Origin of the sequence: Metabacillus litoralis (assembly GCF_020524045.1) — a bacterium.
Taxonomy (GTDB): domain Bacteria; phylum Bacillota; class Bacilli; order Bacillales; family Bacillaceae; genus Metabacillus; species Metabacillus litoralis_C.
On sequence record NZ_JAIVKL010000003.1, the window covers coordinates 37,359 to 51,643 of the forward strand.

At 34.2% G+C, this 14,285-nt stretch carries 11 protein-coding genes; 8 read left to right on the top strand and 3 right to left on the bottom strand.

Annotation, left to right across the window (positions count from 1 at the left end):
• Nucleotides 1-142: 142 nt before the first annotated feature.
• On the bottom strand, nt 143-652 hold the full coding sequence (gene ytrI, locus LC076_RS06425) for a sporulation membrane protein YtrI (protein WP_226667050.1): 510 nt from the start codon (nt 650-652) through the stop codon (nt 143-145).
• Nucleotides 649-984: a YtrH family sporulation protein gene (locus LC076_RS06430; protein WP_226667052.1), complete on the bottom strand. Its 336-nt coding sequence runs from the start codon at nt 982-984 to the stop codon at nt 649-651. Before LC076_RS06430 ends, ytrI begins: the two co-directional genes overlap by 4 nt.
• Before the next feature lie 271 nt (nt 985-1,255).
• On the opposite strand from LC076_RS06430, the gene dnaE reads away from it, so the two are divergent.
• From dnaE to LC076_RS06470, 8 genes are all read left to right on the top strand, one after another.
• On the top strand, nt 1,256-4,621 hold the full coding sequence (dnaE, locus tag LC076_RS06435; protein ID WP_226667053.1) for a DNA polymerase III subunit alpha: 3,366 nt from the start codon (nt 1,256-1,258) through the stop codon (nt 4,619-4,621).
• Between the two features lie 476 nt (nt 4,622-5,097).
• Nucleotides 5,098-6,327: an NADP-dependent malic enzyme gene (locus LC076_RS06440; RefSeq protein WP_226667054.1), complete on the top strand. Its 1,230-nt coding sequence runs from the start codon at nt 5,098-5,100 to the stop codon at nt 6,325-6,327.
• Nucleotides 6,328-6,344: 17 nt separating this feature from the next.
• Complete coding sequence (locus LC076_RS06445) at nt 6,345-6,971, top strand: FadR/GntR family transcriptional regulator (RefSeq protein ID WP_226667058.1); 627 nt, start codon at nt 6,345-6,347, stop codon at nt 6,969-6,971.
• Nucleotides 6,972-7,083: 112 nt separating this feature from the next.
• Nucleotides 7,084-7,953 (top strand): acetyl-CoA carboxylase, carboxyltransferase subunit beta, encoded by an 870-nt coding sequence (accD, locus tag LC076_RS06450; RefSeq protein ID WP_226667059.1) that lies wholly within the window; start codon nt 7,084-7,086, stop codon nt 7,951-7,953.
• On the top strand, nt 7,947-8,924 hold the full coding sequence (gene accA / locus LC076_RS06455; protein WP_226667060.1) for an acetyl-CoA carboxylase carboxyl transferase subunit alpha: 978 nt from the start codon (nt 7,947-7,949) through the stop codon (nt 8,922-8,924). Before accD ends, accA begins: the two co-directional genes overlap by 7 nt.
• Before the next feature lie 369 nt (nt 8,925-9,293).
• Nucleotides 9,294-10,253 carry a 6-phosphofructokinase gene (gene pfkA, locus LC076_RS06460; RefSeq protein WP_226667062.1) on the top strand — a complete coding sequence of 320 codons (960 nt, stop codon included), beginning with the start codon at nt 9,294-9,296 and terminating at the stop codon, nt 10,251-10,253.
• Nucleotides 10,254-10,389: 136 nt separating this feature from the next.
• Entirely contained in the window at nt 10,390-12,150 is a 1,761-nt protein-coding gene (pyk, locus tag LC076_RS06465; RefSeq protein WP_226667063.1) for a pyruvate kinase, read from the top strand.
• Between the two features lie 148 nt (nt 12,151-12,298).
• On the top strand, nt 12,299-12,685 hold the full coding sequence (locus tag LC076_RS06470; RefSeq protein WP_226667064.1) for an FxsA family protein: 387 nt from the start codon (nt 12,299-12,301) through the stop codon (nt 12,683-12,685).
• A gap of 181 nt (nt 12,686-12,866) precedes the next feature.
• Here the strand turns inward: LC076_RS06470 and ytvI are convergent, their stop codons facing one another.
• Nucleotides 12,867-13,985, bottom strand: a complete 1,119-nt coding sequence (ytvI, locus tag LC076_RS06475; protein WP_226667065.1) for a sporulation integral membrane protein YtvI — start codon at nt 13,983-13,985, stop codon at nt 12,867-12,869.
• Between the last annotated feature and the right edge of the window lie 300 nt (nt 13,986-14,285).

Here is a 14,285-nt window from a genome sequence, read left to right on the forward strand (position 1 = left end):
AGTGAAAGGTATTTATAAAGGCTTATCGCATAAAAGGTGCGATTTATAGAAGAAAAGATACCTCTAGACTTTTCCATATAGATTTAAAAAAACAACAAAGTTTACGTAAACAGCCTTTATAATAGTAACAATATCAATGAATTTAGTCTAAATATGAAATCTCTATTTCGATTGCAAGTGTTGTATGAAGCATGAATTTCGTCAGTTTCAGTTTGTATTTATTTCCATCTTCAAGCTCTATTCGAAGGTTCTCAATCATTCTTTCAATTAATAAATGGTTTGAATAAATACTCTCAATATCTTTAGCAATCACAATGTCAGCTAATTCACTCTTTACCTTATCTTCAATATTTTTTATTTTAAAATCTTTCAAATGATATTTATCACCATTTGTTAAATCAATCGTTAGCTCTTGTATCGTAAGTTTTTTTTGCGCTTCTTTATTTAATTTAGAATATTCCTGTTGATAAATTTCTCCTTTTTGTATTAATTCGTCGATATCTTTTCTCTGCTTCTCTATTTGAGTGCTTTGTTTTTCTTGTATGACGCCAAAAATAAATAAAAAAACAGCCCAACTAATAATCGCACCTATGGCCACTCCTGCAAAAAAACGTTGCCAAGTTGGTTGTTGATAATGTGGAGGAATTCTCATGTAATATGCTCCTGTGTTAACCAAGCAATCAAATGCCAACCTGTTTGTGCACCGCCCATTGCAGATACAATGAGTAAGACCTGTTTAACGATGTCCCTAGTTTCACCTTGGAAAATACCTCTTTCAAAACTATAAAAAGCATCAAAGGTTCCTCCAATGGCAGCGACAAGAGCCCAAATCTTTAAACTGTTAGCGAACTCAAACATTTTTGTTAATGGTGGTTCACCTGCTAAAAAAGCACCGATCGCACCAATAAGTGTTCCACCTAAAATGACCCCAAGTGCAATAAAGTAGCTATGAATAAATGCCGGTATAAAGGCTTCTTTGTCCATATTTATCAACCTCCTCAATACATATATATGGACGACCTATTTTAAGTATGTTTCGTTTTAGTATGTAACCTCTTATTTGTGCTCATAAAATTCTCCGAATATAATAGAAAGTGGACATATAAACTTATTTGTATTATTTAATTTTTGCTCAACAAGCAAATTAAAATGTGACTTTATCAAAGTGAAGCCTTACTCTTTAAATGGCTATAAAAATGTTTAAGAAATCTGATTAAATAAATGTTAATCATAAAATATGGAAGGGGGGAGACTTTTGCCTTTTATACATCTTCAAGTGAAAAGTGCATATAGTCTTTTAACAAGTTCTGTCAGACTGGACCAACTTGTTAGAAAGGCGAAGGAATTAAATTTTAAGGCTTTGGCGTTAACTGATTTTCAAGTAATGTACGCAACAGTTCCGTTTTATAAACTATGCTTACAACATGGGATAAAGCCTATTATAGGATTAACAATTAAAGTGTTAAATGAGGGTAATGAAGGAAAAGATACGACAACTCTCGTATTATTGGCTGAAAATAATAATGGTTATAAAAACTTACTGAAGATAAGCAGTGCTCTACAAACGAAATCTGTTGAAGGTCTCCCAGAAAGATGGTTGAAAAGCTACAGTGACGGACTTATTGCCATAAGTCCAAGTAATGATGGTCTTATAGAAAAATATCTCAATGAAGAAACCGATGAAAAAGTCACTTCAGTGATAGAAAATTATATGAGGATTTTTGGTGAAAAGTCATTTTATTTAGGATTACAGAAATCCGATAAAAATGATGATGAATTACTTAACCATACTTACGAGTTAAGTAAAAAGATAGGAGTGCCCATCGTTGCAGCAAATGATGTTTCTTATATTGAGAAAGACGAATATATTGCGCAACAATGTTTATTAGCTATTAAAAATAATGAAAAGCTTTCAGAAATAGATGTTGAATCGCAAGCTTCACAAGAAAACAATCTTAAGTCTGCCAAGGAAATGGCTTCAATCTTTGAACAATATCCTGAAGCATTAGAAAATACGATTTCTATAGCAAATCGTTGTGTAGTAAATCTAGAATTAGGTGTTACTCGATTACCAAAGTTCCCCACTGGGAACAAACAAAATGCTGATGAATATTTAATGGAGCTTTGCTTAAAAGGGTTAGCAGAAAAAGTGGGTGAAGCTGATTTAGTTTATAAAAAAAGATTAACTTATGAACTAGATGTGATAAAAAAAATGAAGTTCAGTGATTATTTTTTAATTGTTTGGGATTTTATGAGATATGCTCATGAACAAGGAATACTAACTGGACCAGGGCGCGGATCAGCGGCAGGATCACTTGTGTCATATGTTTTAAATATTACAAATGTTGATCCAATAAAACATAAGTTACTTTTTGAAAGATTTTTAAATCCTGAACGAATCACGATGCCTGATATAGATATTGATTTTCCAGATACACGAAGAGATGAAGTAATCGCCTATGTGGCAAATAAGTACGGCAAAATGCATGTAGCTCAAATTATTACATTTGGTACGTTAGCAGCTAAAGCAGCTATTAGAGATGTTGGCAGGGTAATGGGGGCTTCTCCAAAGGAAACAGATATACTTTCTAAATTAATACCAACTCGACCTGGAATTTCTCTTTCTGATGCATTAAAAGAATCTCAACAACTTCAAAAACTTATTAACGAACATTCGTTATACAAAAAGATTATTGAAACAGCATTGAAAATAGAAGGATTACCAAGACATACTTCTACACATGCAGCAGGAGTAGTGCTTAGTGATCAACCATTAACAAATATTATTCCTATTCAAGAAGGTCAACAAGAAGTTTATTTATCTCAATTTTCAATGGACTACTTAGAAGAACTAGGACTATTAAAAATGGATTTCTTAGGGTTAAGGAATTTATCATTAATTGAGAATATAACAAAACTAATCAAGCGTGGAGAAGGAAAACTCATTAACTTAACGAACATATCTTATGAAGACCATAAAACATTTGAGCTATTATCAAAAGGAGATACGACTGGCATATTTCAGCTTGAATCAGAAGGGATGAGAAGTGTTTTAAAGCGGCTCATTCCTACTAATCTCGAAGATATTGTGGCAGTTAATGCTTTATACAGACCAGGTCCAATGGAAAATATCCCACTATATATTGAACGTAAGCATCAACGAAGTGAAATAAATCTGATTCATCCAGCTCTTGAGCCTATTTTGCGAAATACATATGGTGTTATTGTTTATCAAGAACAAATTATGGAGCTAGCTTCTTCCATTGCGGGTTTCTCTTTAGGAGAAGCTGATTTGTTAAGAAGAGCTGTTGGGAAGAAGAAAAAGGAAGTGCTTGATGAAGAAAGAGCTCATTTTGTTAAAGGCTGTAAAACAAACGGATATAGTGAGCAAGTAGCTCACGCGATTTATGATTTAATTGTTAAATTTGCAAATTATGGATTTAATCGAAGCCATGCAGTTGCATATAGTATGATTTCCTATCAATTGGCTTACTTAAAGGCAAATTATCAAATTTATTTTATGGCCGCTCTGTTAACAAGTGTAAGTGGAAATGAAGATAAAGTTACACAATATGTAAGGGAAGCAAAGCAAAAGGATGTAACTATTCTTCCTCCTTCTGTAAACAATAGTGAATATCGATTTTTAGTTGAAGACAATAGCATCCGTTTTAGCTTATCAGCAATTAAAAATGTTGGAGTTGCGGCAATAAGAGAAATTTTTAATGCAAGAAGACAAAAACGGTTTACAGATTTATTTGATTTTTGCATTAGAGTTTCAATGCAAATAGTCACTAGACGAACAATGGAACAATTGATTTTTGCTGGAGCTATGGATGAATTTGAAGTTGAGCGTTCAACATTATTAGCAAGCTTGGATGTGGCAATAGAACATGCTGAGCTAATGAAGCCGGCAGATGACAATCAATTTGACTTGTTTTTAGAAGATGAATTTATGTTAAAGCCCAAATACATTGAAGTGGATTCATTCAAAATAGAAGAAAAATTGAAGTTTGAAAAAGAAGCTTTAGGCTTTTATTTCTCAAGTCATCCTGTTGAAATGTATCGCCAAAAATTCGATTTATCAGATGCATTAAGTATCTCAGCTTTATCCTCAAAACATAATAGGAAGGTTTCTGTTGGTGCCATGATATTGAGTAGTCGAACGATTAGGACGAAAAAAGGAGATAACATGGCATTTATAATGATCGGGGACGAAACAGGTGAGATAGACGCTGTTTTGTTTCCACAGATTTATTCGAAATATAGTGAAGCATTAAAGCTAAATCAAATTTATCTTTTTGAAGGCAAAGTAGAAGAACGTGATCATAAACTTCAGTTTATCGTTCAGCAAATGATAGCTGCTGAGCAAGTAAAAGCAGTAGATCATCAAGCAAAGCTATTTTTAAAAATAGATAAGCAATCAATGGAACAGCAAAGACTATATGACGTGAAAACTCATCTGAAAAACTACAGCGGATCTACTCCTGTATTTATTTACTATAATACCGAAAAGAAAACCGTTAAGCTTCCAAATGAATTTTCTATTTCTCCATCTGAAGAGTGCTTAAATGGTTTAGTTATTTTACTAGGTAAAGAAAATGTAGTTCTTCAGACTACATAATAAATGAGTCAAAGGTTCTAATTGCAAATGGCATACTTTGTTTTTATAGATCCTAATGTGAACAGCTCTGTATAAAGTCTAGTGGCATCTTTTCTCCTACAGATCCGGTAACGTATTCGATCCAAGTTTTTCAAGATCGAAGAGTAGATGCAGAAGCCTTTTTGATTTCATTTGTAGAGTCTCGTCACTACCTAAAGCTCGCAGTAATCAAGTGTCATATGCTCTATTCCAATTTAAGAAAATAGCTCTATATCTAAATAATACTAATGAAGCCATAGGGACATATTTTGACCAGCGATAGTTATAATCAGATAAGATATTCTTTACAAACGTCTGAATTATGTTATCATTTAATAATGATTCATAGTGGTCAGACCACTATTTGAGATGTTATTGTTTGTATTGAATTCATAATTTTTATTGTTATTTTTAAAATTCACCTATCCAAATGTTACGAAAACAAGGGGAGTGTCGAAATGTCATTGCGTGAAGAGGCTTTACATATCCATCGTATTCATAAAGGTAAACTAGAGACAAAGTCAAAAATACCGGTTATAAATGCACATGATTTAAGTCTTGCATATTCGCCCGGTGTAGCAGAACCTTGTAAAGATATTTATGATGATAAAAATAAAGTTTATGATTATACAATGAAAGGAAATATGGTTGCCGTTGTTTCTGATGGTACAGCTGTTTTAGGCTTAGGAAATATAGGTCCTGAAGCTGCACTACCTGTTATGGAGGGGAAAGCAGTATTATTTAAAAGCTTTGCAGGAGTGGACGCTTTTCCTATTTGTTTAAATACGACAGATGTTGATCAAATCATTAACACAGTGAAGCTTTTAGAGCCAAATTTTGGCGGAGTGAATTTAGAAGATATTGCCGCACCAAATTGCTTTGTTATTGAAGAGCGATTGAAAAAAGAAACGAATATTCCTATTTTTCATGATGATCAACATGGAACAGCTATTGTTACTGTAGCTGGTCTTGTAAATGCTTTAAAAATAGTAGGGAAAAGTATGGGGAACATTCGCGTTGTAGCGAATGGAGCTGGCGCTGCTGGTATTGCTATTATTAAATTACTATATCGATATGGTGTAAGAGACATTATTATGTGTGATTCAAAAGGGGCAATTTATGAAAATCGTCCTTATGGAATGAATGATGTGAAATCAGAAGTTGCTAAATACACGAATCGTGATCAAGTAGAAGGCTCCCTAGAAGAAGTTCTTAGCGGTGCTGATGTGTTTATTGGTGTATCAGTTGAAGGTGCATTAACAAAAGAAATGGTTGAAACGATGAATAGTGGGCCCATTATCTTTGCAATGGCAAATCCGGTACCTGAAATTATGCCTGAAGATGCAAAGTCTGCTGGAGCAATGGTTATTGGTACTGGAAGATCAGATTTCCCTAATCAGGTAAATAATGTTCTAGCATTTCCTGGTATCTTCAGAGGTGCTTTGGATGTTAGAGCGACTCACATAAACGAACAAATGAAGATTGCTGCTGTTGAAGCGATTGCTTCTTTGATTTCAGAACAAGATTTGAGTCCTGAATATGTTATCCCAGCTCCATTTGATCCTAGGGTGGCCCCGGCAGTTGCATCTGCAGTTGCAAAAGCTGCAATGGAAACAGGGGTGGCTAGAATAAAAGTCGATCCTCGGGAAGTGGTGGAAAAAACAAGGAAACTTGCCATAATCGAATAAAAGTGAGTGATTAGTCTTTGACAACTGCACAATCGAAAGTTTATATTGAGATTCTTCGCCATATTAAAGCATATATTGCTGAAAAACAGCTCTCATATGGTGATAAAATTCCTTCTGAAAGAGAGTTTGCAGAAAAGCTTAAAGTAGGTAGGTCATCTGTTAGAGAAGCATTGAGAGCACTAGAATTGTTAGGGATGATTGAGACAAGAAGAGGAGAAGGTACGTTTCTTAAGGATTTTAGAGAACATAACCTTATCGAGCTACTTGGAACATTTATTTTAGAAGAATCAAAGGCAATTAACGACATTATTGAAATGAATACTCTTCTTGAACATAGCGCCATACAGTTGATTTTACAAACAGATCATGAAGAAGAGCTTAAACAGTTAGCGCGTCATTTAAAAGAGAATATACTTACTAGATATGAATTTATGAATAACCTTGTATTAATAGCTAACAATTATTTACTTTCTCGTATCTGGAGAGTTCTTAATGAATATGTAAACTTTGTTTCTACACGTAATAAAGCTGCGACATATCCCAAGGAGTATTTTGAAAATCTAGTAAGTGCCTTATTAGTGAAAGATAATGATAAAACAATGAAAGCTTATAAAATGTTAACTCTTGAAGAAAATGTCGAATAGCTGTTGACAATTTTCTACAACATACAAGCTATTAATTCATTAAAGTAAAGATAACTGATGTTTTACAAATAGTTTGTTTTAATAGAGAGCTTTTAATAAGGGAGGTACCGTTTTGCTCAAAGATTTATTTACAAAACCTAAGAAAAAAAAGTATGCATCAATTCCTTCTGAACAAGCAAAACAAGATGTTCCTGAAGGTATTGTCATGAAATGTTCAAGTTGCAAAAAAATTATTTACTCGAAGGAATTAACTAAAAACCTCAAGGTTTGTATGAATTGTGGTTATCATCACCAAATGAATGCCAAGGAACGAATTAAGAGTTTATTTGATGAAAACACCTTTGTTGAATATGATAAAGAAATGACATCAGAAAACCCATTGGATTTTCCAGGTTATGAAGAAAAGTTAGAAAAAGATCGACAGAAAACAAAGCAGAATGAAGCAGTTGTTACTGGTGAAGGCATGATTAATGGATTTAAAACAACTGTAGCTATCATGGATGCTAGCTTTAGAATGGGTAGCATGGGTTCTGTTGTAGGTGAAAAAATAACAAGAGCGATTGAGAAAGCGAACGATCAAGGTCTGCCGTTTATTATCTTAACAGCCTCAGGTGGTGCACGAATGCAGGAGGGTGTTTTGAGTTTAATGCAAATGGCAAAAACTAGTTCAGCTTTAAAGCTATTTAGCGATAATAGCGGATTAATTATTTCTGTCATGACACATCCAACAACAGGAGGAGTTTCAGCAAGTTTTGCTTCTTTAGGTGATTACAATTTTGCAGAACCGGGTGCACTTATAGGATTTGCAGGAAGAAGAATTATTGAACAAACGATTCGAGAAGATCTTCCAGAAGACTTTCAAACGGCTGAATTTCTACTAAAGCATGGTCAGTTAGATGCTGTTATTCATCGTAAGGATTTAAAAGAAACCCTTGGGAACATCCTTGATATTCATCAACCAGGAGGTGAGTTAACTTGGTAGGGGAATTAGAATTCGAAAAGCCCGTAACAGAGCTTAGAAAAAAAATCACTGAATTAAAAGAGTTTACTAGCCAATCAGATGTAGATCTTTCATCAGAAATTGAGAAATTAGAAGCTAGATTAGAATATCTAGAAGGAGAAGTCTACTCAAATATTAAGCCTTGGGATCGCGTCCAGATTGCTAGGCACCCTAGTAGACCAACAACTCTTGATTATATTGAACATATTTTTACAAACTTTCTTGAATGTCATGGTGACCGCTATTATGGTGATGATGATGCTATTGTAAGTGGAATTGCTAAATTCAAGGGCATGCCTGTTACTGTTATTGGTCATCAACGTGGAAAAGACACAAAAGAAAATATTCGTAGAAATTTTGGCATGCCACATCCTGAAGGATATCGCAAAGCACTTAGATTAATGAAACAAGCAGATAAATTTAATCGTCCGATTATTTGTTTTATTGATACAAAAGGTGCATATCCTGGAAAAGCAGCGGAAGAGCGTGGTCAAAGTGAGGCAATTGCCAAAAATCTATTTGAAATGGCTGGGTTATCTGTACCAGTAATATGTATTGTCATTGGTGAAGGAGGAAGTGGTGGGGCATTAGCTTTAGGTGTAGGAAATTACATCCACATGCTTGAAAATTCTACTTACTCTGTTATTTCACCAGAAGGTGCTGCTGCATTATTATGGAAAGATTCTAGTTTGGCAAAAAAAGCAGCAGAAACGATGAAAATTACAGCTCCCGACTTAAAAGAATTAGGTGTTGTGGACGAAATTATTCCAGAGGTTAAAGGTGGGGCTCATAAAGACCTTTTAGTTCAAGCTAAAAACATTGAGGCTGTGTTAGCAGATTCTCTTAAAGCTCTATTGGTAATGAATGGAGAAGAATTAAAGCAGCACCGATATGAAAAATATAAAAGAATAGGCCAAGTTTCGTTTGCAGATGAGTTACTTGGGGTAAAATAGTTAAAACGTGAGGCCAATAGGTCCACGTTTTCTTTTCGGAGTGTTTTTTCGCTCTTTTTTTCGGTACACTAACCATAGTGCTATAGTGCTTAATAAATACTAAAAAAGTGATCAATATTTACAAATATGAGTGATTTTTCATGGTATACAATTTCTATTGCGTTGGAATTAAGCTACTTCAAACAATAATTTCACAAATTTACATAATTCAATAAACACAGTAGATAATTTATTGTATAATGAAAAAGGTCTATGAAAAGGTTATTCGACAAAAAGTGAGCTCTTTGACTTTTGTTGTGATAACAATGTATTCATGTTATTTTTGTAATAGATAACAATTGCCATTTTATTATAGTGGGGTGAAGTAAGTTGAAGAAAATAGGTGTCCTAACTAGTGGAGGAGATTCCCCTGGTATGAATGCAGCTGTTCGTGCAGTTGTACGTAAAGCAATTTATCATAATGTAGAGATCTATGGTATCTACCATGGGTATTCAGGATTAATTAATGGACAGATTGAGAAATTAGAATTAGGATCTGTCGGAGATATTATTCATCGTGGCGGTACAAAACTGTATACAGCGAGATGTCCTGAATTTAAAACAGTTGAAGGAAGATTAAAAGGTATTGAACAATTAAAAAAACATGGTATTGAAGGGTTAGTTGTTATCGGTGGAGATGGCTCTTATATGGGAGCGAAAAAGCTTACAGAACATGGTTTTCCATGTGTAGGTGTCCCTGGAACAATAGATAACGACATACCAGGAACAGATTTTACAATTGGTTTTGATACAGCTCTTAACACAGTAATCGATGCGATTGATAAAATTCGTGACACAGCAACATCACATGAACGTACATATGTAATTGAAGTTATGGGAAGACATGCTGGTGATATTGCATTATGGTCTGGATTAGCTGGTGGAGCTGAAACAATCTTAATTCCAGAAGCTGATTATGATATGGATAGTGTTCTTACACGTCTAAAACGTGGTCATGAAAGAGGTAAGAAACATAGTATCATTGTTGTTGCTGAAGGTGTTGGTAGTGGAGTTGATATTGCTAAGCAAGTTGAGGAAGCTACATCTTTTGAAACAAGAGTTTCTGTTTTAGGTCATGTCCAGCGTGGTGGTTCACCAACAGCTTTTGACCGTGTTTTAGCAAGTAGACTTGGTGCATTTGCGGTTGAGTTACTTCTAGAAGGAAAAGGTGGACGTTGTGTTGGTATTCAAAAAAATGAACTAGTACACCATGATATTCTAGAAATTTTGGATCAGCCACATACGATTGATAAAAATATGTATCAATTATCAAAAGAGTTATCTATATAATAGCTTGGATGGTATCGTTTTCATAGAGGGAAATAATGTGAAAAGCAAAAGATAACCAATGGAATGATAGAGATGGGCTCTATAATTAAATAGAGCTTGTCTTTCTAATCCACTAGATGGTAGGAGGAAATTGTAAATGCGTAAAACGAAAATAGTATGTACGATTGGTCCAGCAAGTGAAAATATTAATAAATTGTCTGAATTAATGGAAGCTGGGATGAATGTTGCTCGTTTGAACTTTTCTCACGGCGATTTTGAAGAACATGGTGCTAGAATAAAGAATATTAGAGAAGCTTCTTTAAAATTAAATAAAAATGTTGCTATTCTTTTAGATACAAAAGGACCAGAAATTCGTACAAACACAATGGAAAATGGTGCTATTGAACTTGAAGTGGGTAAAGAGATCATCGTGTCAATGGAAGAAGTTGTAGGAACAACAGAGAAATTCTCCGTTACATATGAAGGATTAATTGATGATGTTCATATTGGATCAACTATATTGTTAGACGATGGTTTAATTGAACTTGAAGTGATTGGCTTAGATCAATCAAAAGGTGAAATTAAAACAAAAATTAATAACAGTGGTACTTTAAAGAATAAAAAGGGTGTTAACGTACCAGGTGTAAGCGTAAAACTTCCTGGAATCACTGAGAAAGATGCAAGAGACATTGTGTTCGGTATAGAACAGGATGTTGACTTTATAGCGGCTTCATTTGTTAGACGTGCTTCAGATGTTCTGGAAATTCGTGAGTTACTTGAAGAACATAATGCGGGTCACATTCAAATTATTCCTAAGATTGAGAATCAAGAAGGTGTTGATAATATCGATGAAATTCTTGAAGTGTCTGACGGTTTAATGGTTGCTCGTGGTGATCTAGGCGTTGAGATTCCTGCTGAAGAAGTACCATTAGTACAAAAAGAATTAATCCGTAAATGTAATGCATTAGGAAAACCTGTTATAACAGCAACTCAGATGCTTGATAGTATGCAACGCAATCCAAGGCCAACTCGTGCTGAAGCAAGTGATGTAGCAAATGCTATCTTTGATGGAACAGATGCTATTATGCTTTCTGGAGAAACAGCTGCAGGAACATATCCTGTTGAAGCAGTTAAGACAATGCATAATATCGCTTCAAGAGCTGAGCAAGCATTAGATTACAAACAAATTCTTTCAAAACGTAGTACACAAGTAGGCACTACGATTACTGATGCAATCGGACAATCTACAGCATATACTGCTTTAAATTTAGGTGTTGCAGCAATCGTTACTCCAACTGAGAGTGGACACACTGCAAGAATGATTTCTAAATATCGTCCTAAAGCACCGATTGTTGCAGTTACTGTTTCTGAATCAATTTCACGCAAGCTTGCTTTAGTTTGGGGTGTTTACCCTAGAAGTGGTAATCATTCAACAACTACAGATGAAATGCTTGACAACTCAGTAATTGAAGCAATCAATAGTGGCTTTGTTACTCATGGAGATTTAGTTGTCATTACTGCTGGTGTTCCAGTTGCAGAAGCTGGTACAACAAACTTGATGAAAGTTCATGTTATTGGAGACGTTATTGCCAAAGGACAAGGTATTGGTAGAAAGTCTGCATTTGGTAAAGTAGTTATTGCAAGCACAGCAAAAGAAGCTGAAGAAAAAATGAAACAAGGTGCCATTTTAGTTGCTCAAGGAACTGATCGTGACATGATGAAAGCACTTGAACAAGCTTCTGCATTAATTACTGAAGAAGGTGGATTAACAAGCCATGCTGCTGTTGTTGGTTTAAGCCTTGGCATTCCAGTGATTGTCGGTGTTGAAAATGTCACATCAACATTAAAGGACGGTCAAGATATTACGGTAGATGCAGTTCGTGGAGTTATTTACCAAGGGCATGCAAGCGTCCTTTAATAAGAGATCTTTTTTGAATGATCGTTTTTAGCTGATTTCATTCAGACAATTATTAATACTTTATGTCTTAGAGAAGGAGGATTCCTTCTCTTTTTTGGTATAATCGAATAGAATGGTAGGGAGCTTTTCTATTTTAAGGAGTGATCTCATGAGATTATTAATGTTATTAATCATTGTCATACCAGCTTTAGAAATAGGTATTCTAATATTTTCTGGTAATACAATTGGGGCAATACCTACTATATTGCTTATTATATTAACAGGAGTAATTGGGGCATGGCTTGCTAAGCAACAAGGAATAGAAACATTAAGAAATGCTCAACAACAGATGCAATATGGTCAAGTTCCGGGTTCGGCAATAATTGATGGACTTTGTATTTTAGTTGGAGGTTTATTATTACTTACTCCAGGTTTTATTACAGATACTGTAGGTTTTTTATTACTTTTTCCAATAAGTCGAAATAAAATTAAACCATTATTATTAATAATGATAAAAAAGATGATCGACAGAAATCAAATAACGATCATTCGATAAATTTTGGCTTTTTCTGAAAAGTTTTGTTGATTTTGAAGTAAAACATTTCCTTAAAAGACCGTAAATCGTTCTGTTTTATTACTTATTCGTTTCTTTAATATACAAAAATCTGTTACGTAAGACTCCTTGGATATAAATTCTAGGAGTCTTTACGTATCTGAGATGCAAAATTTTTTTTATATTATTTTTGCTGCCCACCTATAACAAACTTCCAGACATCCTCATATATTCCCGCTCGATGCAAGGTTTTAATGATTACTAATATCACAGGTCCAGCTATCAGCCCTAAGAATCCTAGCAATTTGTATCCAACAAATAGTGAAATAAGTGTAGCAAGTGGATCTAAACCAATTGTTGACGAAAGAATCTTAGGTTCTGTTACCTGTCTTTGGACCATCACAATAATATAAAGTATGCTTAGTCCAATTGCTAAAGGAATACTACCACTAAAAGATAAGTATATGATCCATGGAATAAAGACGAGTCCTGTTCCTAAATAAGGGAGAATATCGACTAAACCAATTAGTAAAGCAATTGTAATTGCATACTCCACTCTTAGTATAAGAAGTCCAATAAGTACAATCGCTGTAGTGATCGAGATGAGAGTTGCTTGAGCACGTATGAAACCAATTAATGCTTTTCGTAACTCCTCAAAAATTGTTTTACCACTTTTTCTAGCTTTTTGTGGTAAAAAAACTGACAGAGTCTTCTTGAATTTATACCAATCTTTACTAATAAAGAAAGTAGCAAGTAGTGAGAAGATAATAACAGTAGCAGCATTCGGTAGAAAACTAATCATAACAGGTATCTTTTCTAAAAAATCTTTTATGAAATTTCCGACACTTGAAGCTACTTGCTCGCCAACACTCTGGATATTTACTATAATCGATTGTTGTTGACTCGACCCAAGGGTATTAAATAACTGTGTTAACTGATTATAGATAGGCATAATTTTCGTTACAAAAAAGGTTTCTATATAAACAGCTAACAAATCTAAATGACCTGGTAATACTTTTGCTAAATATGTTGTCCCGGTTACAATTTCAGCAACTAGTAGTATAAGTGTTCCAGCGATTAAACCTATTAATAAAATGATAGAAATAATGACGGCTATTCCCCTAGGGATTCTAACTTTTCTTTCTAAAAAGTTCACAAATGGATTTATAAGCATAGCAATAAAAATGGCTATAATAAAAGGGTAAATTAAGGTGGAAAGATAATAGCTTATAATCAAACTAAAGCAAACAACCCCTAGGATTAGTAAAAGTCGCAATGAACTATATAGATAATTCAGATTCAAATGATGGCCCCCCATAATAAATATTGATCTAATGTTTAGCTCTATAAGGTTCTTTTCTAAAGGCTGTTTTCATAAACTTTGTTGCTTTAACAACTCCAAGTAAACAGCACTATATAAAGCATAGTGGCATCTTTTCTTCATAAGATAGTACCTATTTTGCTATAACAACAATGTTTCCACTGCATAATTAGGTCAATTAGCAACAATCTTTCAGAAAAGAGCCTTTCTAAAAGTTTGTTATTTTTTACTAGGCTTTGTTCATGCTTGATGTTGATTATTAGTAGTTTTTATTGAAGTAAA